This is a genomic window from Streptomyces coffeae, assembly GCF_016741875.1.
Taxonomy (GTDB): Bacteria; Actinomycetota; Actinomycetes; order Streptomycetales; family Streptomycetaceae; genus Streptomyces; species Streptomyces coffeae.
In genome coordinates, this window is sequence record NZ_JAERRF010000005.1 from 289,028 (window position 1) to 313,718 (window position 24,691).

Below are 24,691 nucleotides of genomic sequence, written 5' to 3' on the forward strand. Positions count from 1 at the left end.
CCCCGCGCTTCCGGGGCCGGAGTGCTGGGCTCAGCACTTCGGCCCGACATGGGCGTCCATGAGGGCGACGGAGGCGCGGCGGGCGACGGAGATATTGAACGGGTCGCTGCCACGCGCCAGCGTCGTCCACTCGATGCCGACCTTGGTGAGGGTGTCGGAGCATAGCTTGCGGATGTCGTCGGACTTGTTGGTGAAGAAGTAGCGCGGATACTCATAGCGCTTGCGCTCGCCCGCGACGATGCGGGTGGTCCAGTTGGTGATCCGGCATCCGTCGGAGTGGAAGAGCCCGCGGATGAACTCCCAGGGGTGAACGTCCACGATCTGCTGCTGCCAGGGTTCGAGGGCGATGATGCGGTCGTGCTTCTTGCCGGGACCGTGCTGCGGGAACAGACACGGCCAGTGCTTGCTGTAGCTGGTCACCATGACGCACCCCTGGCGCCGCACGCGGCACACCCTGTTGTCGGGGCGCACACTTCGTACGGCGTCCGCGCAGGAATCGATGAGGCCCGGCCAGGCATCCGAACACGCGATGCGCAAGAAGTACGCACCGTTCTTGAGGCGGCTGATACACCCGTCGCCGAGGTAGAAGGCGAGCAAGTACGCGTAGGCAGCGGTGTCTTCCGGCGGCCGCGGTTCGGGCGTGCATCTGGGGCACTCGGTCGTACGGGTAGCAGGCTCAATCCGGGTCTGCCATGCGCGAATTGCCCATCGGGATATGCCCGTCTGCTTGCTCACAGCGTTGAGGCTGCGGCCTTGGGCGACGAGAGTGAGGGCTCGCTTGCGCGTTTCCAGGTCGTACATGGTTGCGAGCCTGGTCGCTGAGCGGTCCACGTGCTCGCATTCGAAGGGTTGGTCACTTCATTGAGTGAAAGCTTCCGATTCTCCGGCGACCTTGAGATCGAAGGAAAAGTGCCCCGGGTGGGATTCGAACCCACACTGAATACCTTTTGAGGGTATCGTCTCTGCCGATTGGACTACCGGAGCCCCTGCGTTCCGAAGGTTAGTCTAACCCCTCCGTGCGTCAAAGATACAGGACATCGGTAGGCTCGTGGTGCCCCACCTGTCAGGAAACGAGGAGCACGGTGACCACCGCTGACGCCCCCGACGCTCAGTCGCACGTTCCCCCGCACACCACCCGCGTCGTCATCGCCGAGGACGAGGCGCTGATCCGCCTCGACCTCAAGGAGATGCTCGAGGAGGAGGGGTACTCCGTCGTCGGCGAGGCGGGCGATGGTGAGACGGCCGTCGCGCTCGCCTTGGAGCACCACCCCGACCTCGTCATCCTCGATGTGAAGATGCCCGTGCTGGACGGGATCTCCGCCGCCGAGCGGATCGCGGGTGAGCGGATCGCGCCCGTGCTGATGCTCACCGCCTTCTCCCAGCGTGAGCTGGTGGAGCGGGCGCGGGACGCCGGGGCGATGGCGTATCTGGTGAAGCCGTTCAGCAAGAGCGATGTGGTGCCCGCCATCGAGATGGCCGTCTCCCGCTTCACCGAGTTGAAGACGCTGGAGCAGGAGGTCGCCGATCTCTCCCAGCGGTTGGAGACCCGCAAGCTGGTGGACCGGGCCAAGAGCATCCTTCAGACCCAGTACGGGCTGACCGAGCCCGCCGCGTTCCGCTGGATCCAGAAGACCTCGATGGACCGCCGGCTGTCGATGCAGCAGGTGGCCGAGGCCGTCATCGAGGACGCGGAGGAGAAGAAGGCCAAGGAGTAGAGGGATGTGCACGGGAGAGGCCCGCACCGCCTGCCGCGGTGCGGGCCTCTCCTTATCTCTGTCGTGATCTCTGTCGCGGGGCTCAGTCCTCGCCGAGGTACGCCTTCCGCACCGACTCGTCGTGCAGCAGCGACTCCCCGGTCCCCGACAGCACGATCTTGCCGATCTCCATCACATGGCCCTGATCGGCCAGTGACAGTGCCGCCTGGGCGTTCTGCTCCACCAGCAGGATGGTGGTGCCCTGCGCCTTCAGCTCGGCGATCGTCTGCATGATCTTCTGCATCATGATCGGCGAGAGCCCCATCGAGGGCTCGTCGAGCATCAGCAGCTTGGGGCGGGACATCAGCGCGCGGCCCATGGCGAGCATCTGCTGCTCACCGCCGGAGAGGGTGCCCGCCGCCTGGGCGCGGCGTTCGCCGAGGATGGGGAAGAGGTCGTACGCCTTCTGGATATCGGCGGCGATCCCGTCCGTGTCCTTCCGGAGAAACGCTCCGAGCTGGAGGTTCTCGGCGATCGTCAGCCGGGGGAAGATATGCCGTCCCTCGGGCGAGTGGGCCAGGCCCAGCGCGACGATCTTGTGGGCGGGGACGCCCTTGAGCGGCTTGCCGTCGAAGCGGATGGAGCCGCCGAGGGGTTCCAGGAGGCCGGACAGGGTGCGCAGGGTGGTCGTCTTACCGGCGCCGTTGGTGCCGATGAGGGTGACGACCTGGCCGGCCTCGACGCTGAACGAGATGCCCTTGACGGCTTCGATCTTGCCGTAGGCGACCCGCAGGTCTTCGACCTCGAGCAGTGCGGTCACTGTTCGTCCTCCGTACGTGCTGTGGTGCCCCCCGCGTCCCCGGTGGCGCCCGTTGTGTTCGTCAGGCCCGCCCCACCGGTGGCCCCGGCGGCTCCGGCCTCCGCGGCCTCGACCTCGGCGGCCTCCGCCTCGCCCGGGTCGCCCTCGAAGGGCGTACCGAGGTAGGCGGCGACCACGCGTTCGTCGCTCTGGACGACGTCCGAGGTGCCCTCGACGAGCTTCTGGCCCTGGACGAGCACGGCGACCCGGTCGCAGAGGTTGAAGATGAAGCGCATGTCGTGCTCGATGACGAGTACGGCTGTGCCCTTGTCCCGGATGGCGAAGACCAGTTCCTCGGTGGCCCGGGTCTCCTGCGGGTTCATCCCCGCGGTGGGCTCGTCGAGGAGGAGCAGCCCGGGGTCGCTGGCGAGGGCCCGGGCGATCTCCAGCTTGCGCTGTTCACCGTAGGGGAGGTTGCGGGAGAGGTGGTCGGCCTTGTCGGCGAGGCCGGTGAACTCCAGGAGTTCCATGGCCCGTTCCTTGGACGCGGCCTCGGCGCGCTTGAAGCCGGGGCCGCGCAGCAGGGCGGACCACAGGCCCTCCCTGGTGCGGGTGTGGCGGCCGACGAGGACGTTCTCCAGCACCGTCATATTGGCGAAGAGCCGGATGTTCTGGAAGGTGCGGGCGACACCGGCCTGGGTGACCAGATGGGGCTTGGGCGGCAGCACGGATCCCTTGTAGGACACGGTGCCTTCGGTGGGCACGTACAGGCCGGTGAGGCAGTTGAAGAAGGTGGTCTTGCCCGCGCCGTTGGGGCCGATGAGGCCGACGATCTCGCCGGGGTGGACGGCGAGGTCGACCGAGCGTACGGCCGTGAGTCCGCCGAAGCGCATGGTGACGCCGGTGGCGGTGAGCACGGGGTTGGTCGTGGTGATGGTCGTCATCTCGGTCACGCCTCCGCCTTGGTGACGCCGACGGCGCTGTTCGGGAGTCCGGTGTCGTCGGGCACGTCGAGCTGGCCGGTCTCGTGGTATTCGAGCTGCTGCCGCCGGTTGGGGATGATTCCTTCGGGGCGGAAGCGCATCAGCAGGATCAGCGCGATACCGAAGGCGAGGAGCTGGTAGTCCTGGAGGAATTCCAGCTTCTTGGGGATCAGGAAGAGCAGGGTGGCGCCCAGTAGCGGACCGCCGATGGTGCCCATACCGCCGAGGATGACGGCGGCGAGCAGGAAGGTGGAGTTCGGCGGCACGGGGCCGGCGAAGACGTACTGCTCGGGGACGACGGTGGTCTGGAAGTGGGCCCAGACGGTGCCTGCGACACCGGCGAGGGTGGCGCCGAGGGCGAAGGCGATGAGCTTGACGCGGAAGCCGTTGATGCCCATCGCGGTGGCGGCCGTCTCGTCCTCGCGGATGGCTACCCAGGCCCGTCCGATACGGGAGTTGCCCGCCCTGCTGAAGACGAGCACCACGAGGATCGTGACGAGCAGCATCAGCAGGTAGTAGTTGCCGTTGGAGTCGAGTGTGAGCCCCCCGAAGGTGTGCTCGTCGTCGAAGTTGAAGCCGAAGATCTCCAGCGGCGGGATGTTGGGGATGCCGTTGGGGCCGTTGGTGACCGAGGGCCCGGAGGTGCCGTCGAGGTTGAGCACGGTGATGCGGAAGATCTCTCCGAAGCCCAGGGTGACGATGGCGAGGTAGTCGCCGCGCAGCCGCAGGGTCGGGGCGCCGATGACGACGCCGAAGATCAGCGAGACCACGGCTCCGGTGATCATGGCGGCCCAGAACGGGAAGTGGACGCCGATGGTGGAGGAGGTGGCTCCGGAGACCAGGGCCGCGGTGTAGGCGCCGACGCCGAGGAAGGCGACATAACCGAGGTCGAGGAGTCCGGCCAGGCCGACGACGATGTTCAGGCCGAGGGCGACGGTCGCGAAGATGGCGATGCTGACGCCGAGTTCGGTGAAGCTGGCCTTCTCCTGGAGGAAGGGGAAGACGACCGCCGTGACCAGCGCCGCGACCAGGGTGGTGGAGCGGTGGGTGGTGGTGAGCGCGCTGATCCGGGCGATGAGTCCCGACTTGACCAGGGCGAGGGCACCGAAGATCACCGCGATGAGGTAGCCGATGAACGGCTCGGGGTGGTCGGCGTCGGTCTGGATGCCGTAGTTGAGGACGTACAGACCGACCGCGAAGGCGCCCGCGATGATCAGGATCTCGGCCCAGGAGGGGAGCGCCTTGGGGCGGCAGATCGGCCGGGTGTCGTCCGGCAGCAGGAAGGTGGTGGCGACCGGGATCGCGGTGGCCAGGGCGGCGACGAAGCCGCCGGGCTCCAGGTTGACCAGGCCGTCGAGGTCGACGGCGATGGCGATGACCGTGAACCAGGTGGTGGCGAAGGTGCCGAGGGCCGCTCCGCGCAGGGCCATGGTGGAACCGGCCGGAGTGAGCCAGCGCAGCCCCCGGATGCCCAGGGCGGCGCCTGCGAACGCGGTGGTGATCAGGGCCAGGACGAGGGTGAGGAGCTGGAGCCCGCCGGGGTAGCCGTAGACGGTGAGGTCTCCGGGGAACTCGGCCGTCCAGGTCCAGGCGAGGAAGGTGGAGAAGACCCCGGCGAGCCCGCCGGCCGCGGTGAGCGCGCGCAGCAGGGTGGTCCGGGAGGCGGCGCCGGTGTTCCGGGCGGTGTTCTTGGTGGTGTCGGTGCTCATGGTCACTCCCTCACGCCCGGTCCGCTACGCGTTCGCCGAGCAGACCCTGTGGTCTGACCAGCAGAACGAGGATGAGCAGGACGAATGCCCAGACGTCCTTCCAGGCACCGCCGCCGAGCTGGTCCATCCCGGGGATGTCCTGGATGAATTTGATGGCCAGGGCCTCGGCGATGCCGAGGACCACACCGCCGAGCATGGCGCCGTAGATGTTGCCGATGCCGCCGAGGACGGCGGCGGTGAACGCCTTGAGACCGGCGATGAAGCCCATCTCGAAGTTGATCTGGCCGTACTTGAGCCCGTGGGAGAGGGCGGCGACGGCGGCGAACGCACCGCCGATGGCGAAGGCCATCACGATGATGCGGTCGGTGTTGATGCCCATGAGCTTGGCGGTGTCGGGGTCCTGCGCGGTGGCCTGCATGGCGCGGCCGGCCCGGCTCTTGGAGACGAACAGGCCCAGGGCGAGCATGCACATCGGGGCGGCTATCAGCAGGAACGCGTCGCCGCGCTGGATGTGCAGATTGCTGAAGATCTCGAAGGACGAGCCCTCGAACTGCGGGAAGCCGCGGGGCTTCTTGGCGTCCGGGTAGAACGCCCAGACGGCCTGCTGCAACGCGATGGACAGGCCGATCGCGGTGATGAGTGGTGCGAGTCGTGGTCCGCCACGCAGGGGTCGGTAGGCGAAGCGTTCGGCTGCCGTGGCGATGCCGACCGACGCGACTACTCCGCCGATGAGCATCAGCGGCAGCGCGAGGGAGAGTGCGGTGCCACTGGGCAGCCAGATGTAGATGGTGAGGGCGCCGAAGCCCCCGATCATGAAGATCTCGCCATGGGCGAAGTTGATGAGCTGGACGATGCCGTAGACCATGGTGTACCCGATGGCGATCAAGCCGTAGAGAGCACCGAGGGTCAGGCCGTTGACCAGCGTTTGCGGCAGTTCGTGCACCGCAGGGCCTCCGATGAGCGTGTCGGATTAGACGCCGCGCGAGGGCGCTGGTGTGCGCCCTCGCGCGGTTCGTTGGGGGAAGGAGCGGGCAGTTGGCGGGTCAGTCCTTGAAGGTGGCGCTCTTCACGGACTTCCAGGCACCCTTCTTGACCTCGTAGACGGTGAGCTGCTTGTTGGTGGTGTCGCCGTACTGGTCGAAGGAGACCTTGCCGGTGACGCCGTCGAACGAGACCTTGCCGAGCGCCTCGGTGATCTTGGCGCGGGCGTCGTCGGGGAGCTTGCCGTCGTTGTCCGCGGCGACCTGCTTGACGGCCTGGATGATCGACCAGGCGGCGTCGTAGGAGTAGCCGCCGTAGGCCGCGTACGGGTCCTTGTAGCCCTGGGCCTGGTAGTTCTTCACGAATGTCTTGGCGGAGTCCAGCTGCTCGACCGGGTAGCCCACGGAGGTCGCGAGGTCACCGTCGTTGCTGGTGCCCGAGGCCTTGATGAAGGCGGGGTCGTAGATACCGTCGCCGCCCATGATCGGGACGTCCGCACCGGCCTGCTTGACCTGGTCGGAGAGCAGACCGCCCTCGGGGAACTGGCCACCGAAGTAGACCGAGTCGGCCTTGGTGGACTTGACCTTGTTGGAGATACCGGTGAAGTCGGTCTCCTTGACGGTCAGGTGGTCGGTGCCGACGACCTTGCCGCCCAGCCGCTTGAACTCGGCGGCGAAGATCTTGGCAAGACCGGCGCCGTACGCCTGCTTGTCGTCGACGACGAAGACCTTCCGCTTCTTGGCGTCGTTGTAGTAGTACTGCGCGGCGAAGCGACCCTGGATGATGTCGGTGGTCGCGGTGCGGAAGTAGGTCTTGAACGGGCGCTCCTTCTTGCCCGAGGCCCAGTTGTCACCCTGGCTCAGCGCCGGGTTGGTGTTGGCCGGGGAGACCTGTGCGAGGTCGGCCTTGTCGAAGACGCCCTGCATGGACTGGGCGACGCCCGAGTTCAGCGGGCCGACCGCGCCGAGGATCTCCTCGTCGTCGACCATCGAGGTGGCGTTCTGCTTGCCGGAGGACGGCACGGCCTGGTCGTCGAAGGACTTGACCTTGAAGGTCACGCCCTCCACCTCGTTGTTCTTGTTGGCGATCTTCGTCGCGAGGTCGACGGAGTTCTTGATGCCCTGGCCGAGGGCGGACAGCGAACCGGTCAGCGGGGCATCGACACCGATGACCACGGTGGTCTTGCCACCCTTGTCTCCGCTTGAGTCTTTGCCGTCGCGCGACCCGCAGGCGCTGAGGGTAAGGGCTCCCGCGGTGATCGCGGTCGTCATGATGAGCAAGGAACGGTGTCGCACGAGGAATCCTTTCCTGGCCCGGCACTCTTCTCAGGGGGTGCCGTGTCCTCGCCGAATGGACCTGTTCTAGCCGTAGCAGGTGCGGCGTACACCCGACGGGGTCGTGACTGGCTGTGACTCTAAGCGTGGGATGTCGCGGGGGGCAGAGGTGCAGGCCATGATGTGACTGTCTTGTTATGACGCGCATCACCCAAGGGTGTCCGTGTAGCGGAACAGAAAGAACAAATCGGGCAAAACGGGACTAAATATTTGGTCCGGATACTGAGAAGTTGCAGTTCCGCTAAGGAGTGTGAGGAACTCGCGAGCGATGTGCGGAGCAGTGTGCACGCAGCGCAGTGGAAAGATCGTTTGCGTAGGCATCGCCGAACAGAAAAGTCTGGTCCTGTATCGCGCGAGTGTTACGGAGCGTGATGTCGAGCGGAGGCAGTTCGACGCCGAGCGGAATCCCCGAACAGCGCCGCACCGAGATGCGCACGATGAGCTGACGACTGGCCCCGCTCCGGACCGTGATGGGGGTGCGAGGGCTGGTGGTGAGGGTCAACGCGGGATACGGCTGGGTGATGTTGTCCACGGTCACAGCGGTGTTCCGGATCGCGGAGACGCGGATCCGGAATGCGAAGACACCCTCGTCTGCCGCACCCCTCAGGCCAGTTGTGCCCGCATAGCTCACCTCGACGGCCTGGGCGGGCCATGGGGGTGGCGGGGGTGCGGACGGAGCGGGTTGGTTCAGCAGGAGATAGCAGCCCACAGTGATGGCGGCGACGACACCGGTGAGGGCGAGGGCGATACGGCGTGTGCGCCGGGGCAGCGCCGCCCAACGCCCGTACACGCCGGGGGAGTCGGGGTCACCGGCGCGCCCGGTGAGGGTTTCGGGGGCAGGGCCTTCGGCGGACGCCTCGGTGACGGGGGCCAGGGGGTGCGGATCGCTGCCGGGGGCGGCCGGTTCGACCGGGCCGATGCCGCTCATCGCGGAGGCCGCCGGTTCTCATGGCGGCGGGCATGGCTGTTCCGGCGGCGGGCGTGGCTCTTCGCGGGCGCACGGCGCCGCTTCGTCTGACGCGTGATCAACTCCTGTGCGGCACGGACCGTGCGCACGTGGGTCGACGCCCTCATGGAAAAACGTTAGACCGCGCCCGAGGGGGAGGCAACGGCCGTGCACGCACGAACGGCCGGTGGTGCGGTCGCGCGCGCCCTCGGGCGAACGAGGGCCGCACCACCGGTCAGGGCATCACTGGGCGGCGCGCTCCTTCGCGTCCTGGACCTCGGCGATCGTCTTGGACCGTCCGGCCTCGTCGACCTCGCGCAGCAGGCAGGTCAGCCGGGCGGTGCACACCCGGCGGTCCTGCTCATCGCTGATCACGATCTCGTAGGTGGCGGTGGAGCGGCCGCGGTGGACGGGGGTGGCGACCCCGGTGACCAGACCGGAGCGGACCCCGCGGTGATGGGTGCAGTTGAGGTCCACCCCGACCGCGATCCGTCCGCTGCCGCCGTGGAGCATCGAGCCGATCGAGCCGAGGGTCTCGGCCAGCACCGCGGAGGCGCCGCCGTGCAGCAGTCCGTACGGCTGGGTGTTGCCCTCCACGGGCATGGTGCCCACCACGCGCTCGGCGGAGACCTCCCGGATCTGCACGCCCATGCGGGTGCCGAGGTGGCCGGCGGAGAACAGCGCGGGAAGGTCGACGCCGAGCGCCGCGTACTCGTCGATGACCTCTTGTGGGAACTTCACGCTGGACTGCTCGCCCATGGACCGGCTCCGTTCGTGTGCTTGTTGTCGCCCTCTTCCTATCAGGTGGCTGAGCAAACGCTTAGGCCGGGTCGCCCTGTTCCATCGGGTCGCTCGGTGTCAGGCGGATCACCACCGACTTGCTGGCCGGGGTGTTGCTGGTGTCGGCGGTGGCGTCCAGTGGCACCAGGACATTGGTCTCCGGGTAGTAGGAGGCGGCGCAGCCGCGCGCGGTCGGGTAGTGGACCACGCGGAAGCCGGTGGCGCGCCGCTCGCTGCCGTCGGTCCACTCGCTGATCAGATCGGCGTAGGAGCCGTCGGCGAGCCCCAGCTCCTGGGCGTCCTCGGGGTGGATCAGCACCACCCGGCGGCCGTTCTTGATCCCGCGGTAGCGGTCGTCCAGGCCGTAGATCGTGGTGTTGTACTGATCGTGGGAGCGGAGGGTCTGGAGCAGCAGACGGCCCTCGGGCACCTCCGGGTACTCCACCGGGGCGGCGGTGAAGTTGGCCTTGCCGGTGGCGGTGGGGAAGGTGCGGGTGTCGCGCGGGGCGTGCGGCAGGGCGAAGCCGGAGGGGTCGCTCACCCTGGCGTTGAAGTCCTCGAAACCGGGGATCACGGCGGCGATGCGGTCCCGGATCGAGGCGTAGTCCTTCTCGAACTCCTCCCAGGGGGTGCGGCTGCCGGGCCCCAGCACCCGGCGGGCCAGCCGGGCGACGATCGCGGGCTCGGAGAGCAACTGGGGGCCCGCGGGCTCCAGGCGCCCGCGCGAGGCGTGCACCATGCCCATGGAGTCCTCGACGGTGACGAACTGCGGACCGCCGGCCTGGACGTCCCGCTCGGTGCGGCCGAGGGTGGGCAGGATCAGCGCCCGGGCACCGGTGACCACATGCGAGCGGTTGAGCTTGGTGGAGACATGGACGGTCAGCCGCGCGGTGCGCATGGCGTCCTCGGTGACCTCGGTGTCGGGCGATGCCGCCACGAAGTTGCCGCCCATGGCGAAGAAGACCTTGGCCTGGCCGTCGCGCAGCGCGCGGATGGCGCGGACCACGTCGAAGCCGTGCTCACGCGGCGGCGCGAAGCCGAACTCGCGCTCCAGGGCGTCCAGGAAGGCCGGGGCGGGCCGCTCGAAGATGCCCATGGTGCGGTCGCCCTGCACATTGCTGTGGCCGCGGACCGGGCACACCCCGGCGCCGGGACGGCCCACGTTTCCGCGCAGCAGCAGGAAGTTGACCACTTCCCGGATGGTGGGCACCGAGTGCTTGTGCTGGGTGAGCCCCATCGCCCAGCAGACGATGGTGCGCTTGGAGGCGAGGACCATGCGCAGCGCGCGGTCGATCTCGGCGCGGTCCAGACCGGTGGCGCGCAGCGTCTCGTCCCAGTCGGCGGCGCGGGCCGAGGCGGCGAACTCCTCGAAGCCATGGGTGTGCTCGTGGATGAACTCCTCGTCGACCGCGCCCTCGGTATCCAGTATCAGCCGGTTGAGCAGGCGGAAGAGGGCCTGGTCGCCGCCGAGCCTGATCTGGAGGAAAAGATCGGTGAGCGCGACACCGGTGGTGAGACCGCGCGGGGTCTGCGGGTTCTTGAACCGCTCCAGACCCGCTTCGGGCAGCGGGTTGATCGAGATGATCTTCGCGCCGTTGGCCTTGGCCTTCTCCAGGGCGGCGAGCATCCGCGGATGGTTGGTGCCCGGGTTCTGCCCGGCCACGATGATCAGGTCGGATGTGTAGAGGTCCTCCAGCAGCACACTGCCCTTGCCGACGCCGAGGGTCTCGGTGAGCGCCGAGCCGGAGGACTCATGGCACATGTTCGAGCAGTCAGGCAGGTTGTTGGTGCCGAACTCGCGGGCGAAGAGCTGGTAGAGGAAGGCCGCCTCGTTGCTGGTGCGGCCCGAGGTGTAGAAGACGGCCTCGTCGGGGGAGGACAGGGCGCCCAGTTCCTCGGCGATGATGCCGAAGGCGCGGTCCCAGGAGACCGGCTCGTAGGAGGTGGCGCCCTCGGGCAGATACATGGGGTGGGTGAGCCGCCCCTGCTGGCCGAGCCAGTAACCACTGCGGGTGGCGAGGTCGGCCACCGGGTGGGCGGCGAAGAACTCGGGGGTGACCCGGCGCAGCGTGGCCTCTTCGGCGACGGCCTTCGCGCCGTTCTCACAGAACTCGGCCTTGTGCCGCTTCTCCGGCTCCGGCCAGGCGCAACCCGGACAGTCGAAACCGTCCTTCTGGTTGACCCGGAGGAGGGTGAGCGCGGTACGGCGCACCCCCATCTGCTGGTGAGCGATACGCAGCGAGTGGCCGACGGCGGGCAGACCGACGGCCGAGTGCTTCGGGGGCGTGACCTCCGGCGCGTCCTGGACCGGATCGCCTGTGGGCGGCTTGGCTGCCATGTCGCTCCTCTGTGAGCTCGGCGGTGCGTGTCCTGTGCAGGAATCTGCTGGCACCGATCCTGTCATGGGGCACCGACATCCGGGACCGGGCGGTCTCGCCTGATCCTTTCTCCCCCTGTCCCCTTCTTCCCCTTCTCCCCTTCTCCCCTTCTCCCCTTCTTCTCCGCTGTCCCGCCCGCCGTCTCGTCCGCTGGTCCGGTGCCGGGGCGGGAAGCATTGTCAGTGGGGCGTGGCAGGATCGGGGACGTGGCAGAGAAAGCATCGAAGAAGACCGCAGCGCCCGCGCCCGACCGCACGGGGGAGGACCGTCCCCGCCTGCTCCTGCTGGACGGGCATTCCCTGGCATACCGGGCGTTCTTCGCGCTGCCGGCGGAGAACTTCAACACAACCACCGGCCAGACCACCAACGCGATCTACGGCTTCACCTCGATGCTGGCGAACACGCTCCGTGATGAGCGGCCCACGCACCTGGCGGTGGCCTTCGATGTCTCGCGCAAGACCTGGCGCTCCGAGCAGTTCACCGACTACAAGGCGAACCGCTCCAAGGCTCCGGACGAGTTCAAGGGCCAGGTCGAGCTGATCGGCGAGCTGCTCGACGCCATGAGCGTCACCCGCTTCGCGGTCGACGGCTTCGAGGCCGACGATGTCATCGCCACCCTTGCCACCCAGGCCGAGGCCGAGGGTTTCGAGGTGCTGATCGTCACCGGCGACCGTGACTCCTTCCAGCTGGTCAGCGACCATGTCACGGTCCTCTACCCGACCAAGGGCGTCTCCGAGCTGACCCGCTTCACGCCCGAGAAGGTCCAGGAGAAGTACGGCCTCACCCCCGCCCAGTACCCGGACTTCGCGGCGCTGCGCGGCGACCCGTCGGACAACCTCCCCGGTATCCCGGGCGTCGGTGAGAAGACCGCGGCGAAGTGGATCAACCAGTTCGGCTCCTTCCAGGAGCTGGTGGACCGGGTCGACGAGGTCAAGGGGAAGGTCGGCGACAAGCTCCGTGACCACCTCGAGGCCGTCAAGCTCAACCGGCAGCTCACCGAGCTGGTCCGGGATGTGGAGCTGGGCACCGGCCCGGACGGTCTCAAGCGCAGCCCCTACAACAGGGAAGCGCTCTCGGTGATCCTGGACGCCCTGGAGTTCCGCCACCAGAACTTCCGCGACCGCCTCATGGCCGTCGACCCCGGCGCAGCCGAGGAGGAGCCGCCGGCCGCGGGCCCCGGTGTCGAGGTCGACGGCGTCACGCTGGGCGCGGGCGAGCTCGCCCCCTGGCTGGAGACCCACGGCGGCGCGGCGCTGGGTCTGGCCACCGTCGACAGCTGGGCCCTGGGCAGCGGCAGCGTCAGCGAGATCGCGCTGGCCACCGCGGAGGGACCGGCCGTCTGCTTCGACCCCGCGCGGCTGGACGAGGCCGATGAGCGGGCCTTCGCCGGCTGGCTCGCCGAGACCGGCCGCCCCAAGGTGATGCACAACGCCAAGGGGCTCATGCGGGTCTTCGCCGAGCACGGCTGGTCCGTCGCGGGCGTGCGCATGGACACCGCCCTCGCCGCCTACCTGGTCAAGCCCGGCCGCCGCTCCTTCGAGCTGGACGCGCTGTCGGTGGAGTACCTGGGCCGTGAGCTGTCCCCGGCCGCCGCCGCGGACAGCGGACAGCTCGCCTTCGGCACCGACGAAGAGGCCGAGCAGGACGCCCTGATGATCAAGGCGCGGACCATCCTCGACCTCGGCGAGGCTTTCGGCGAGCGGCTCGAGGCCGTCGGCGCCGCCGGGCTGCTGCACGATGTGGAGCTGCCCACCTCCGAGCTGCTGGCCCGGATGGAGCGCGCGGGCATCGCCGCCGACCGCGCCTGGCTGGACCGCATGGAGCAGCAGTTCGCGGCCGCCGTGCAGCAGGCCGTGAAGGAGGCCCACGCCGCGGTGGGCCATGAGTTCAACCTCGGCTCGCCCAAGCAGCTCCAGGAAGTGCTCTTCGGTGAGCTGGGCCTGCCCAAGACCAAGAAGACCAAGACCGGTTACACCACCGACGCCGACGCGCTCGCCTGGCTGGCCGCGCAGACCGACCACGAGCTCCCGGTGATCATGCTGCGCCACCGTGAGCAGGCCCGGCTGCGCTCCACCGTCGAGGGGCTGATCAAGACCATCGCGCCCGGCGGCCGGATCCACACCAGCTTCAACCAGACGGTGGCCGCCACCGGACGGCTGTCCTCCACCGACCCCAACCTCCAGAACATCCCGGTGCGCACCGACGAGGGGCGGGCCATCCGGCGCGGCTTTGTGGTGGGCGAGGGCTTCGAGTCCCTGATGACGGCCGACTACAGCCAGATCGAGCTGCGGGTCATGGCCCATCTCTCCGAGGACGAGGGCCTGATCGAGGCGTTCACCTCCGGCGAGGACCTGCACACCACCGTCGCCTCCCAGGTCTTCGGGGTCGCCAAGTCCGAGGTGGACCCGGAGATGCGCCGCAAGATCAAGGCGATGTCCTACGGTCTGGCGTACGGCCTGTCGGCGTTCGGTCTCTCCCAGCAGCTGGGTATCACCCCGGACGAGGCCCGCAAGCTGATGGAGAACTTCTTCGAGCGGTTCGGCGGAGTGCGCGACTACCTCCAGCGGGTCGTGGAGGAGGCGAGGGCCACCGGCTACACCGAGACCATGCTCGGCCGCCGCCGCTATCTGCCCGACCTCACCAGTGACAACCGCCAGCGCCGCGAGATGGCCGAGCGGATGGCGCTCAACGCCCCGATCCAGGGCACCGCCGCCGACATCGTGAAGATCGCGATGCTCAAGGTGGACGCGGCGTTGACGCAGGAGAAACTCTCGTCGCGGATGTTGTTGCAGGTCCACGACGAAATCGTGCTCGAAGTCGCCCCCGGTGAGCGGGAGCGGGTCGAGGAGCTGGTGCGCCGTGAGATGGCGCATGCCTTCCAACTCCGCGCTCCGCTTGATGTATCCGTCGGTTCCGGTGCGGACTGGGAATCGGCCGCTCACTAAGGCAACCCTTACCGGAGGAGCTCGGGCAAGCCCTGAAGTGCGGTGTACATCGCTGGCTGCGGGCCATAAGTTGCCGTAGTGTCACGAGGGTTGACGCGCGGGGGAGCGCATGATGTCCGACGGGAGGGACACACGGATGGCACCGCTTATCGGCCGGCGTTTGCGCAAGGGGGCGGCCACGACGGCGGTGGCGGCGGCCGCGATGGCCGCCCTCACCGCATCGCAGGCACCGGGATTCGCCAGCAGTTCGGACCACGGCGACCGGGACCGCAATCGGGAGCAGACGGCGAGCGATTCACCGGCGGTGGACGACACCCCCATTGACGGCGGTTCGTCGTACCACACCGATCTGCCACCGCTGAAGACGCCCGGCAAACCGGGCCACTCGGCAGATCTCCCCGGTATCCCCGGCGGCGGCACCAAGACCGAGGCCGGTATCCCCGCGACCGTCCTCGACGCGTACAAGAGAGCGGAAGCCGCCCTCAAGGACTCCCGCCCCGGCTGCAATCTGCCCTGGCAGCTGCTGGCCGCGATCGGCAAGGTCGAGTCCGGTCAGGCCCGCGGCGGCAATGTGGACGCCGAGGGCACCACCCCCCGGCCCATCCTCGGCCCGGTGCTCAACGGCAATGGCTTCGCCATGATCAAGGACACCGACGGCGGGGCCTTCGACGGGGACGCCACCCATGACCGGGCCGTCGGCCCCATGCAGTTCATCCCGTCGACCTGGGCCAACTGGGGCCGGGACGGCAACAACGACGGCGAGCGCGACCCCAACAACATCTACGACGCGGCCCTGGCCGCCGGAAACTACCTGTGCGCGGGCGACCGGGACCTGTCCACCGAGCACCATCTGCACCAGGCGATCCTCGGCTACAACCACTCGCAGGAGTACCTGAACACGGTCCTGTCGTGGTTGGAGTACTACAAGCGCGGCACCCATGAGGTGCCCGACGGCACCGGAGTGCTGCCCTCGGACAACCGCTCGGGCGGCTCCGGGCCGGGCGCCGGCGGCAAGGGCTCGCACAACGGCCACGGCGGCGGGAAGGGCACGGGCAACGAGCACGGCCATCCGCGGACCCTCCCCAAGTCAACCGATTCCAGCCCCAAGCCTCCGTCGCACGGCGGTGAGACGCCCGGCACCTCCTCGCCGAAGCCGCCGAAGCCGCCGAAGCCGCCCCAGACCCCCGCGCCCAGCGTGCCCACCGCCCTCGCCTCCGTCGGTGCGAAGGAGTTGTCCGCCACCGCGGGCACCGAGTTCGCCACGCTGCCCCGCGTCCGCGCGGTGGACGCCAAGGGCAAGCCGGTGGCCAAGGCGAAGATCCGGTACGAGATCCGCGGGGAGACGGGCGCCCGCTTCGCCGGTCTGGTCAAGTCCGCCGTGGTGCCCACCGGTTCCGACGGCACCGCCACCGCGCCCAAACTCACCGCGGGCGAGCAGACCGGATCCTTCGCCGTGCGTGCCACGGTCGAGGGGAAGAAGCTGACCCCGGTCGAGTTCAAGGCCACCGTCAAGGCCCGCCCCACTCCGCAGGCCGACGCCCTGGCCCGGATCGACGACAAGGCCTTCACGGCCGAGACCGGTGGCACGTTCGCCGATCCGCTCACCGTCAAGGCCACCTACAAGGGCAAGGTCGCGGCGGGTGTGCCGGTCACCGCCACCATGATCTCCGCGGATCCCGAGAAGCCCGTGGAGAACGACAAGGGCCCCTACTTCCTGGACGAGAAGGGCAAGCCGGTCCGCACCCTGACCGGGCTGAAGACCAACGCCCTGGGGCAGCTCACCCTGCCCCAGATCCTCGCCGACGAGCACGCGGGCACCTATCTGCTCCGGCTGACCACGGCCGACGGCGCGGTACTCACCGTCGAGCTGACGGTCACCCAGGCCGCCGCCTCCTGAGGGCCGACGGCCGGAAGGCCGCGTAGCGCATCCGCACCGCCCCCGGGCCCCGACGGGCCCGGGGGCGGTGCGGCGTTTTCGCCGCTCCTCGTTCCCGCCGTTGTGTTCTCATCTGCGCCGCCCGTTGCTACGGTGCACCGAACCTTGAGCTGACACCACGTCAGATCCAAGCTTGTCACCCCCCCCCGAACAACGGGAGGCCCAGCATGCGTGCCCTCGCAGCCGCCGCGATCGGGCTCACCGCCGCCCTCGCGCTCGTTCTCACCGTCAGCGCCATCGGCGGCCCCAGCGGCGAAACCTCCCCCGAGCCCCTGCTCACCACCGTCCCCGAACACCCCTGAGGGAGGCGGACCACCATGCGCCGCACAGCCAGCCTGGTGCTGCTCGCCTTCGCCGTGTTCTGCGCCGCCCTCTCACCGCTGCTGCGCTGGTACGCGTTCCCCCGGCTGGCCAAGATCCCGCCCGACGAGTACCAGACGGCCGTCCTCGAAGCCGCACCCGCCACCCTCATCGACTACGGGACCATGAAGCCCCGCAAGGTCCCCAAGGTCAGCATCGTGCAGACCCTGCGCGGAAACGTGGCGGCGGCCGAGAAGACCGGCAGGACCACCGGACGCGATGTGGTGGTCTGGGACGCCCTGAGCTACATCGCGGGGCCCGACGGGAAGATGGTCTCCCGGATCCCCGAGCGCTATGTCTTCGACGCCCACTCCCAGGACCCGGTGCACTCCGGCGGTGAACACGTCGACGGGGACGCGGTGCGTCGCGACGGCATCGAGTTCAAATGGCCGTTCCTCACCGAGAAGCGCGACTACCGCTATTTCGACGCCCAGACCCGCACCTCCGCCCCCATCCACTACAAGGGCACCCGCACCTTCCGCGGGCTGGAGGTCTACTACTTCGAGCAGACCATTCCCTGGACCAAGGTGCCGCTGCCCAAGACCATGCCCGTCGACGGCGTCACCCCCGAGGCGGTCCGCAAGGCCGGAACCTCCCGCTGGTACACCACCAAGCGCATGTTCTGGGTCGAGCCCGCCACCGGCGCGCCCGTCAACGGTGAGGAGATCCACCGCGAGGAGCTGCGCGGTGGCACCCTGCTGGGCGACCGGGACAAGGTGACCGTCTTCTCCGGCCATGTGAAGATGCGCGAGGACTACATCAAGCACACCGTGGACCTGGTCTCCTCCCAACGGCAGCTGGTCCTCCTGTTGACCAGCTATCTGCCGTGGGGTCTGCTCACCCTCGGGGGCGGGCTGTTCGCCCTCGCCCTGTGGCTGGAGGCCCGTAGCCGCCGCCCGCGACCGGCCGCCGCGGCCGGGACGTCGGCTGCCGAGCCGGTTGTCAGTGGCTCCTCGTAGCGTAGGGACATGCCAGTCAACACCTGTGTCCCCGGCCCCGAACTCATCGGTCATATCGCCGAATTGGCGCGCCTGGAATGGAAACCGGGTGTCACCGGGGCCGCCGTCCGGCGCTTCGGCTGGGTGCCCGACGGATCCCGCACCTCCTCGCACCACACCGGGACCGGGCACTATGTCTACCCCGAGTGGTTCGGCGGTGACTCCGGGGACGCGGCCGACACCGAATGCCTGATCCCGTTCTGCTACTACTACGAGCCCGACGACTTCGATGTCGAGCTCCAGGCGGACGGGCTCACCGGCAATGTCGACTGGCTCGCCGAGTACTACGACGAGGAGCCCTCCTGGGTCTTCCACCGCGAGGCCGATCGCTCCTTCTTCGACGGCCAGTGGCGCACCGCCGTCGATGCTTTCGGGGAGCGGCTGGGGGAGCCGGAGACGGTGGTCAGCCATGACCTGGGCGGCCATGCGTGGCACTACGCGGCCTGGCGCTGCGGTGGCAACGCGGTGGTGGTCGGCCAGACCGTGGACAACGGCTCGTACAGCACCTTCGAGCAGGCGCTGATATGGGTCGGCCCGCATCCGGCGGACGAGCCGATGCCGACGGCGGAGCAGTTCTCGCTGCGGCTGGAGTGCTGACCGGGGCGGGTGGCCGTGGCGGTGCGCGGGTCGTCAACTTCCGTCCTGGCATTCGCTCGAGGTAGCGAAGCCGGTAGTGATCAGGGTAGGAGCATGGCTAGCATTCCGCCCATGCCGGGCATCACTATTGAATTCACCGAGCAGGAGCTGGCCGAGCTGCGCGCGGAGGCCAAGGAGAAGGGCGTCGCGATCAAGCGGCTGGCACACGACATACTGACCGAGGACGTGGTGCGGCGGCGGCAGAAGCAGCGTTTTGTCGAGGGCGCCGTGAGGTTCGCCCTGGAGTACAAGCCCGAATTCGAGCGGGAGTTCCCGCAAGGCATGCGGTGATCCTCTACGTCGATGCCGGCTGGGTGCTGAACGTCCAGGTCGCGGTCTCCCCGGTGAACACACCGGTGCGGGACTGGGGCGCGCTGCACTGTATGACCGAACGGCACCGCTACGAACGCTTCGCGGGGGAGCCGTATTACGAGGAGGCCGCCGCCCGCGCCGCCACCTTTCTGCACACCTCGCTGATCCTGGAACCGTTCTCCGACTACAACGCCACGATCGGCGCGGCCTGCGCGCAGATGTACATGGAGGAGTCCGGAGAACGGATCACCCCGCCACCGGGCGCCATGGTCAAACTGGTCCGCGACATAAGGAAGTCCGCCCGGTTCCGCCTGAGCGAAACCGCACGCCGCCTCCGCGGCTGGGCCGACTGACGCCGCGCGTGCGCGGATGCCCGCCGGAATGCGGCGTACTCTCCGCTCAGCGGCGGGGGTTGGTGCGGCGGGTGGGCTCGGCCGTGGCCGGGTCCTCGGGCCATGGATGCTTGGGGTACCGACCGCGCAACTCCGCCCGCACGGACCGGTAGCCGTCCTTCCAGAAGGACGCCAGATCGGCGGTGACCGCCGCCGGACGTCCCGCCGGGGACAGTAGATGCACCAGCAGCGGCACCCGTCCGCCCGCGATCCGCGGGGTCTGCTGCCGGCCGAACAACTCCTGGAGCTTCACCGCCAGCACCGGCTGGCCCTCGCCGTAGTCGACCCGCACCCGTGACCCGCTCGGCACCTCGATCCGCTCCGGCGCCAGCTCATCGAGGCGCCCCGCGTCCCCCGTGGCCCACGGCAGCAGCCGGGACAGTGCCTGCCCGGCGTCCACCCGCTCCAGATCGGCCCGTCTGCGCGCCCGGCCCAGCTCCACGCCGAGCCAGTCGTCCGCTCGCTCCAGCAGGGCCGCGTCGGAGACGTCCGGCCAGGGGGCGCCCAACTCCCGGTGCAGAAAGGCCAATCGCTGCCGTAGCGATATCGCGCCCGATGACCAGCGCAGCAGCCCCGGGCCCTCCCGGCGCAACCCCTCCAGCAGCGCGTCCCGCACCAGCGCCGGATCGGGGGCGGTCAGCGGGCGGGCCACCAGCTCGATCGCGCCGAGCCGCGACACCCGTCGGGCGAGAACGTCGCCCTCGGCCCAGCGCACCTCCTCGCCGTCCGAGCCCAGTGCCGCGGCGGCGGCCCGCGCGGTGGCCTCGTCGGTCACGGCCGCGAGCCGCACCCGCGCGGAGGCGGAGGTCACCGGCCGGTCGGCGACGGCCACGGCGAGCCAGTCCGATCCACCGAGCCGTGACCCCTCGCTCAGTTCCGCGCCTGTCCCGGCCGCCATCAGATACGCCCGCTCCCCGCGCCGCCGGGCCACCCGCTCGGGAAACGCCAGCGCGGCCACCAGCCCCGCCACCGCGTCATCGCTGCGGGTGCACGCACCGGTCCGGCGCCCGTGATCGGCCGCCGGGTCCCCCTTCGCGTCGCCGTCCTTCGCGTCGCCGTCCGCGCCGGGCGAGGCGGCCGCCGAGGGGCCGGGGCCGGTGCCGCCCGCCGTCACGGCGCGTTCCAGCCGGCGGACTTCCTGCCGCCAGCGGGAGGCGTAGGGGTCGCCGCCGCGGCGGGCGGTGCGCCAGGCGCCCGCCAGGTCGTCGCCGTACTCCCGCGGCGGTTCCTCGCTGAGCAGCGCCACCACCTCGGCCGCCCGGCGCGCGCCCACCTCCCGCGCGCCGTCCAGCAGCGCCCGCGCCAGCCGGGGGTGGAGGCCCAGCCGGGCCATCCGGGTGCCGCGTTCGGTGGCCCGTCCGGCCGCGTCCACGGCGCCGATCGCGGTCAGCACCTCGCGTGCGGCTGTCATCGCCCCGGCGGGCGGCGGGTCGAGCAGGGCGAGGCCGGATGCGTCCGGGGCGCCCCAGCACGCCGCTTGCAGCGCGAAGGCCGTCAGATCCGCACCGGCGATCTCCGGGGACGGGAAACGCGGCAGCCGGGCGTCCTCCGCCTCCGGCCAGCAGCGGTAGACCGTGCCCGGCGCCTCGCGTCCCGCACGGCCCGCGCGCTGGCGGGCGGCGGCACGGGAGGCGCGTACGGTCGTCAGCGCGCTCAAGCCCCGCGCGTGGTCCATCCGCGGTTCGCGGGCCAGCCCGCAGTCCACCACCACCCGTACGCCCGGCACGGTCAGGCTGGACTCGGCGACGGAGGTCGCGAGCACCACCCGCCGCGGGCCGCCGTCAGTCCCGGCGAGCACCGCCTCCTGGACGGCGGCCGGGGCCCGCCCGTGCACCTGGAGCACCTCGGCCCCGTCGAGGCCGGCCAGCATCCCGGCCACCCGCGCGATCTCCGCGACGCCCGGCAGGAAGCACAGCACATCGCCTTCGCGCTCGCGCAGCGCCCGACGCACCACCGACGCGACATGCTCCAGCAGGGCGGGGTCCACCCGCATCCCGTGCGGCGGGCGTACCGGACGGGCCGGTGGCGCCCATACGACCTCCACGGGGTGGGACACACCGGGGGCCGATACGACGGGCGCGGTGGCCCCGTCACCCCCGCCCTCGCCGCCGTCCCCGAGCAGCCGCGCCCAGCCCTCCGCGTCCGTGGTGGCCGATGCCGCGACCAGCCGCAGCTCCGGGCGGAGCGCCGCCCGGACGTCCAGCAGGAAGGCGGCGGCCGTATCGGCGTCCAGATGGCGTTCATGGCATTCGTCGAGGACGACCGCGTCGACCCCGGCCAGCTCCTGATCGTGTTGCAGCCGTTGCAGCAGTACACCGGTGGTGACCACCTGGACCACGGTTTCGCGGCTCACCTGCCGCTCCCCGCGCACCGTGAAGCCCACCCGTCCGCCGACCCGCTCGCCCAGCAGCCACGCCATCCGCCGTGCCGCGGCGCGGGCAGCGATCCGCCGCGGCTCGGCGACCAGTACCCGCCGCACCGGCTGCCCGTCACCCACCAGACCGGCGAGCACCAGCGGCACCAGGGTGGTCTTACCGGTGCCCGGCGGTGCGCACAGCACCGCCGCACCCCGCTCGTCGAGGGCACGCAGCAGAGCCGGCAGGGCTTCACGTACGGGAAGACGCCCCAGGGCGGCGTCGGCGGCGTCGGCGTCCGCGGTGCCGGAGCGATGGGTCACCGGGCGGCCCGGTCCCGCTCGCAGACGAAGACGGCCGTGCCCGGGATGAGCCCGCCGCGCAGCGGGGACCAGCCGCCCCACTCCTGGTGATTCCAGTCGGGCCATTCCGGTTCAACGAGATCGATCAGCCGGAAACCGGCGGCCACCACGTCCCGTACCCGGTCACCAAGAGTGCGGTGGTGCTCCACATAGACGGCGCGGCCCTGTTCGTCCTGTTCCACATAGGGCGTGCGGTCGAAGTAGGAGGCGGCGACCGACAGCCCTTCGGGCCCCGGCTCGTCGGGGAACGCCCAGCGGATCGGATGCGTCACCGAGAAGATCCAGCGCGCCCCCGGCCGCAGCACCCGGTGGACCTCCCGCATCAGCCGCACCGGATCGGCGACGAACGGCACCGCCCCGTAGGCCGAGCAGGCCAGGTCGAAGGAGCCGGCACGGAAGGGGAGGGCCGTGGCGTCGGCCTGGACGAGGACCACCGGCTCCCGCCCCGCCGTGCCGCCCCGCGCCCGGTCCTCCGCGTCGATCCGCCGGGCGTGCCGCAGCTGCTGGTAGGAGAGGTCGAGGGCGACCGGCCGGGCGCCCTGCGCCGCCAGCCAGCGGGCGCACTGCGCGGCGCCCGCCCCCACCTCCAGGACGTCCAGCCCCTTGAGCCGGTCCGCCGGGCCGAGCAGCCCGGCCTCGGCCTCGTCGAGCCCTTCCGGGCCCCATATGAAGCGGTCGTCGCCGAGGAAGCCGCCGTGCTCCTCCTGGTACTCGTCCGCGTTGCGGTCCCACCACCCGCGGCTCGCCCGGCTGCTCTCCGTGTCGCCGGCGGTCCGCCGGGTGGCCGTCGGCTCCGCCGCGTCCGTCTGGTGGGCCCGGTCCGCGGACCCGTCCGCCGCTGTCCCGAGGTGGCCGCTGGGCTCGTGTTCTTGGACCATCGCGCGCGTCGTCGTACTCTCTGTATCGACCTGTGGCTGCGGGGCACGGTGGTGACCGCGTCGCAGTACGGACCATGCAAATTGCCGGGTTGGGGGCGATAAGCCCCGCGTGTGCTCTTCGTGCATTGACCATGCCCGGCTGCCCCCGTATGCTACAAGTTGCGCTGCGGGCTTGCGCGCCTCGGACGGAGCAGGCCGCGCTCGTATCTGTTGTATGTCCCCTCGGTTGTCGAGGCGCTTTTCGAAATCCTCGGAAAGGTCGCCTCCAAGGCTGTCCGGCTTCGGCAGTGCGATAAGGGTCCCCGGCGTAGCAGTACCTACGACTCAATGTCCGTACCGGAGCCCATTCCCACATGACGAGCAGCACCGAGGCAACCCGCACCACTCCGCAGGTGGCGGTCAACGACATCGGTTCCGAGGAAGCCTTCCTCGCCGCGATCGACGAGACGATCAAGTACTTCAACGACGGCGACATCGTCGACGGCGTCATCGTGAAGGTCGACCGGGACGAGGTCCTGCTCGACATTGGTTACAAGACCGAAGGCGTCATCCCTTCCCGCGAGCTCTCGATCAAGCACGACGTCGACCCCAATGAGGTCGTAGCCGTCGGCGACGAGATCGAGGCCCTTGTTCTCCAGAAGGAGGACAAGGAAGGTCGCCTGATCCTCTCGAAGAAGCGCGCCCAGTACGAGCGTGCCTGGGGCACCATCGAGAAGATCAAGGAAGAGGACGGGATCGTCACCGGTACCGTCATCGAGGTCGTCAAGGGTGGTCTCATCCTCGACATCGGCCTCCGTGGCTTCCTCCCCGCCTCCCTGGTGGAGATGCGCCGCGTTCGCGACCTCCAGCCCTACGTGGGCAAGGAGCTCGAGGCCAAGATCATCGAGCTGGACAAGAACCGCAACAACGTGGTCCTGTCCCGCCGTGCCTGGCTGGAGCAGACCCAGAGCGAGGTCCGCCAGACCTTCCTCACCACCCTCCAGAAGGGTCAGGTGCGCTCCGGCGTCGTCTCCTCCATCGTCAACTTCGGTGCCTTCGTGGACCTGGGTGGCGTCGACGGTCTGGTCCACGTCTCCGAGCTGTCCTGGAAGCACATCGACCACCCGTCCGAGGTTGTCGAGGTCGGCCAGGAGGTCACGGTCGAGGTCCTGGACGTCGACATGGACCGCGAGCGCGTCTCCCTGTCGCTCAAGGCGACCCAGGAAGACCCGTGGCAGCAGTTCGCCCGGACCCACCAGATCGGTCAGGTCGTCCCGGGTAAGGTCACCAAGCTCGTTCCGTTCGGTGCGTTCGTCCGCGTGGACGAGGGCATCGAGGGCCTGGTCCACATCTCCGAGCTGGCCGAGCGCCACGTGGAGATCCCGGAGCAGGTCGTCCAGGTCAACGACGAGATCTTCGTCAAGGTCATCGACATCGACCTCGAGCGCCGTCGCATCAGCCTCTCGCTGAAGCAGGCCAACGAGGCCTTCGGTGCCGACCCGTCCGTGGTCGAGTTCGACCCGACCCTGTACGGCATGGCCGCGTCCTACGACGACCAGGGCAACTACATCTACCCCGAGGGCTTCGACCCCGAGACCAACGACTGGCTCGAGGGCTTCGAGACCCAGCGCGAGGCGTGGGAGACCCAGTACGCCGAGGCGCAGCAGCGCTTCGAGCAGCACCAGGCGCAGGTCATCAAGTCCCGCGAGGCCGACGAGCAGGCTGCCGCCGAGGCCGGCGCCGCCGCTCCGGCGCAGGGCGGGCAGGCCTCCGGTGGCGGTTCGTACTCCTCGGAGTCGACCGACAACTCCGGCGCCCTCGCCTCGGACGAGGCCCTGGCCGCGCTCCGCGAGAAGCTGGCCGGCGGCCAGAGCTGACCATCGGCTGAGGCGGTCGGCGGCGGACACGCCACCGACCGCACCGGCTGACGGCTCG

The 24,691-nt window shown here is 69.6% G+C and carries 20 protein-coding genes and 1 tRNA gene; 9 read left to right on the forward strand and 12 right to left on the reverse strand.

What is annotated here, in order from left to right; translation table 11 throughout:
* Positions 1-30 precede the first annotated feature (30 nt).
* A complete protein-coding gene (locus JK363_RS10585) occupies positions 31-801 on the reverse strand; it encodes a transcriptional regulator (RefSeq protein WP_201874192.1) in 771 nt (256 codons plus the stop codon).
* Positions 802-910: 109 nt separating this feature from the next.
* Positions 911-984: transfer RNA gene (locus JK363_RS10590), tRNA-Leu, on the reverse strand.
* Positions 985-1,082: 98 nt separating this feature from the next.
* On the opposite strand from JK363_RS10590, the gene JK363_RS10595 reads away from it, so the two are divergent.
* The gene (locus JK363_RS10595; protein ID WP_201874193.1) at positions 1,083-1,715 is read left to right on the forward strand and encodes an ANTAR domain-containing response regulator; all 633 of its coding nucleotides are present in this window, start codon (positions 1,083-1,085) and stop codon (positions 1,713-1,715) included.
* A gap of 82 nt (positions 1,716-1,797) precedes the next feature.
* Here the strand turns inward: JK363_RS10595 and JK363_RS10600 are convergent, their stop codons facing one another.
* The 8 genes from JK363_RS10600 to JK363_RS10635 all read right to left on the reverse strand — a co-directional run bounded on the left by JK363_RS10600 (position 1,798) and on the right by JK363_RS10635 (position 11,564).
* Entirely contained in the window at positions 1,798-2,514 is a 717-nt protein-coding gene (locus JK363_RS10600; protein WP_201874194.1) for an ABC transporter ATP-binding protein, read from the reverse strand.
* Positions 2,511-3,437, reverse strand: coding sequence for an ABC transporter ATP-binding protein (locus JK363_RS10605; RefSeq protein ID WP_201874442.1), 927 nt, complete (start codon positions 3,435-3,437; stop codon positions 2,511-2,513). The genes JK363_RS10600 and JK363_RS10605 overlap by 4 nt, the downstream gene beginning before the upstream one ends.
* A 5-nt stretch (positions 3,438-3,442) precedes the next feature.
* Positions 3,443-5,185, reverse strand: a complete 1,743-nt coding sequence (locus JK363_RS10610; RefSeq protein WP_201874195.1) for a branched-chain amino acid ABC transporter permease — start codon at positions 5,183-5,185, stop codon at positions 3,443-3,445.
* A gap of 10 nt (positions 5,186-5,195) precedes the next feature.
* Positions 5,196-6,128, reverse strand: a complete 933-nt coding sequence (locus JK363_RS10615; protein ID WP_201874196.1) for a branched-chain amino acid ABC transporter permease — start codon at positions 6,126-6,128, stop codon at positions 5,196-5,198.
* A 100-nt stretch (positions 6,129-6,228) separates the two neighbouring features.
* Positions 6,229-7,461: a branched-chain amino acid ABC transporter substrate-binding protein gene (locus JK363_RS10620; RefSeq protein WP_201874197.1), complete on the reverse strand. Its 1,233-nt coding sequence runs from the start codon at positions 7,459-7,461 to the stop codon at positions 6,229-6,231.
* Between the two features lie 280 nt (positions 7,462-7,741).
* Complete coding sequence (locus tag JK363_RS10625; protein WP_201874198.1) at positions 7,742-8,428, reverse strand: hypothetical protein; 687 nt, start codon at positions 8,426-8,428, stop codon at positions 7,742-7,744.
* Between the two features lie 261 nt (positions 8,429-8,689).
* Entirely contained in the window at positions 8,690-9,205 is a 516-nt protein-coding gene (locus JK363_RS10630; RefSeq protein ID WP_201874199.1) for a PaaI family thioesterase, read from the reverse strand.
* Between the two features lie 61 nt (positions 9,206-9,266).
* The gene (locus JK363_RS10635; RefSeq protein WP_201874201.1) at positions 9,267-11,564 is read right to left on the reverse strand and encodes an FdhF/YdeP family oxidoreductase; all 2,298 of its coding nucleotides are present in this window, start codon (positions 11,562-11,564) and stop codon (positions 9,267-9,269) included.
* Between the two features lie 246 nt (positions 11,565-11,810).
* Between JK363_RS10635 and polA the strand changes: the two genes are divergently transcribed.
* The 7 genes from polA (at position 11,811) to JK363_RS10670 (ending at position 19,144) form a co-directional block, all read left to right on the forward strand.
* Positions 11,811-14,549 carry a DNA polymerase I gene (gene polA / locus JK363_RS10640; RefSeq protein WP_201874202.1) on the forward strand — a complete coding sequence of 913 codons (2,739 nt, stop codon included), beginning with the start codon at positions 11,811-11,813 and terminating at the stop codon, positions 14,547-14,549.
* A gap of 136 nt (positions 14,550-14,685) precedes the next feature.
* Positions 14,686-16,446: a lytic transglycosylase domain-containing protein gene (locus JK363_RS10645; RefSeq protein ID WP_201874204.1), complete on the forward strand. Its 1,761-nt coding sequence runs from the start codon at positions 14,686-14,688 to the stop codon at positions 16,444-16,446.
* A gap of 206 nt (positions 16,447-16,652) precedes the next feature.
* On the forward strand, positions 16,653-16,787 hold the full coding sequence (locus tag JK363_RS10650) for an SPW_0924 family protein (protein ID WP_201874206.1): 135 nt from the start codon (positions 16,653-16,655) through the stop codon (positions 16,785-16,787).
* A gap of 15 nt (positions 16,788-16,802) precedes the next feature.
* The gene (gene pgfA / locus JK363_RS10655) at positions 16,803-17,804 is read left to right on the forward strand and encodes a cell envelope lipid trafficking protein PgfA (RefSeq protein WP_201874208.1); all 1,002 of its coding nucleotides are present in this window, start codon (positions 16,803-16,805) and stop codon (positions 17,802-17,804) included.
* Positions 17,805-17,813: 9 nt separating this feature from the next.
* Entirely contained in the window at positions 17,814-18,440 is a 627-nt protein-coding gene (locus JK363_RS10660) for a hypothetical protein (RefSeq protein ID WP_201874209.1), read from the forward strand.
* 111 nt (positions 18,441-18,551) lie between these two features.
* Complete coding sequence (locus tag JK363_RS10665) at positions 18,552-18,770, forward strand: hypothetical protein (protein WP_201874210.1); 219 nt, start codon at positions 18,552-18,554, stop codon at positions 18,768-18,770.
* Entirely contained in the window at positions 18,767-19,144 is a 378-nt protein-coding gene (locus tag JK363_RS10670) for a hypothetical protein (RefSeq protein ID WP_201874211.1), read from the forward strand. The genes JK363_RS10665 and JK363_RS10670 overlap by 4 nt, the downstream gene beginning before the upstream one ends.
* A gap of 46 nt (positions 19,145-19,190) precedes the next feature.
* On the opposite strand, the gene hrpB is transcribed toward JK363_RS10670, so the two are convergent.
* Both hrpB and JK363_RS10680 read right to left on the reverse strand, forming a co-directional pair.
* Entirely contained in the window at positions 19,191-21,860 is a 2,670-nt protein-coding gene (gene hrpB / locus JK363_RS10675; RefSeq protein WP_372444736.1) for an ATP-dependent helicase HrpB, read from the reverse strand.
* Positions 21,857-22,777: a class I SAM-dependent methyltransferase gene (locus JK363_RS10680; protein WP_201874213.1), complete on the reverse strand. Its 921-nt coding sequence runs from the start codon at positions 22,775-22,777 to the stop codon at positions 21,857-21,859. Before JK363_RS10680 ends, hrpB begins: the two co-directional genes overlap by 4 nt.
* Positions 22,778-23,130: 353 nt before the next feature.
* On the opposite strand from JK363_RS10680, the gene rpsA reads away from it, so the two are divergent.
* On the forward strand, positions 23,131-24,633 hold the full coding sequence (rpsA, locus tag JK363_RS10685; RefSeq protein ID WP_201874214.1) for a 30S ribosomal protein S1: 1,503 nt from the start codon (positions 23,131-23,133) through the stop codon (positions 24,631-24,633).
* Positions 24,634-24,691: the final 58 nt, after the last annotated feature.

Excerpts from the sequence above, each read along its gene's own strand:
- JK363_RS10680 (WP_201874213.1), bottom strand. The coding sequence starts at position 22,777 with ATGGTCCAAGAACACGAGCCCAGCGGCCACCTCGGGACAGCGGCGGAC.
- rpsA (WP_201874214.1), top strand. The coding sequence starts at position 23,131 with ATGACGAGCAGCACCGAGGCAACCCGCACCACTCCGCAGGTGGCGGTC.
- JK363_RS10605 (WP_201874442.1), bottom strand. The coding sequence starts at position 3,437 with ATGACGACCATCACCACGACCAACCCCGTGCTCACCGCCACCGGCGTC.
- JK363_RS10645 (WP_201874204.1), top strand. The coding sequence starts at position 14,686 with ATGGCACCGCTTATCGGCCGGCGTTTGCGCAAGGGGGCGGCCACGACG.
- pgfA (WP_201874208.1), top strand. The coding sequence starts at position 16,803 with ATGCGCCGCACAGCCAGCCTGGTGCTGCTCGCCTTCGCCGTGTTCTGC.
- JK363_RS10585 (WP_201874192.1), bottom strand. The coding sequence starts at position 801 with ATGTACGACCTGGAAACGCGCAAGCGAGCCCTCACTCTCGTCGCCCAA.
- JK363_RS10630 (WP_201874199.1), bottom strand. The coding sequence starts at position 9,205 with ATGGGCGAGCAGTCCAGCGTGAAGTTCCCACAAGAGGTCATCGACGAG.
- JK363_RS10625 (WP_201874198.1), bottom strand. The coding sequence starts at position 8,428 with ATGAGCGGCATCGGCCCGGTCGAACCGGCCGCCCCCGGCAGCGATCCG.
- JK363_RS10665 (WP_201874210.1), top strand. The coding sequence starts at position 18,552 with ATGCCGGGCATCACTATTGAATTCACCGAGCAGGAGCTGGCCGAGCTG.
- JK363_RS10660 (WP_201874209.1), top strand. The coding sequence starts at position 17,814 with ATGCCAGTCAACACCTGTGTCCCCGGCCCCGAACTCATCGGTCATATC.
- JK363_RS10650 (WP_201874206.1), top strand. The coding sequence starts at position 16,653 with ATGCGTGCCCTCGCAGCCGCCGCGATCGGGCTCACCGCCGCCCTCGCG.
- JK363_RS10635 (WP_201874201.1), bottom strand. The coding sequence starts at position 11,564 with ATGGCAGCCAAGCCGCCCACAGGCGATCCGGTCCAGGACGCGCCGGAG.
- JK363_RS10610 (WP_201874195.1), bottom strand. The coding sequence starts at position 5,185 with ATGAGCACCGACACCACCAAGAACACCGCCCGGAACACCGGCGCCGCC.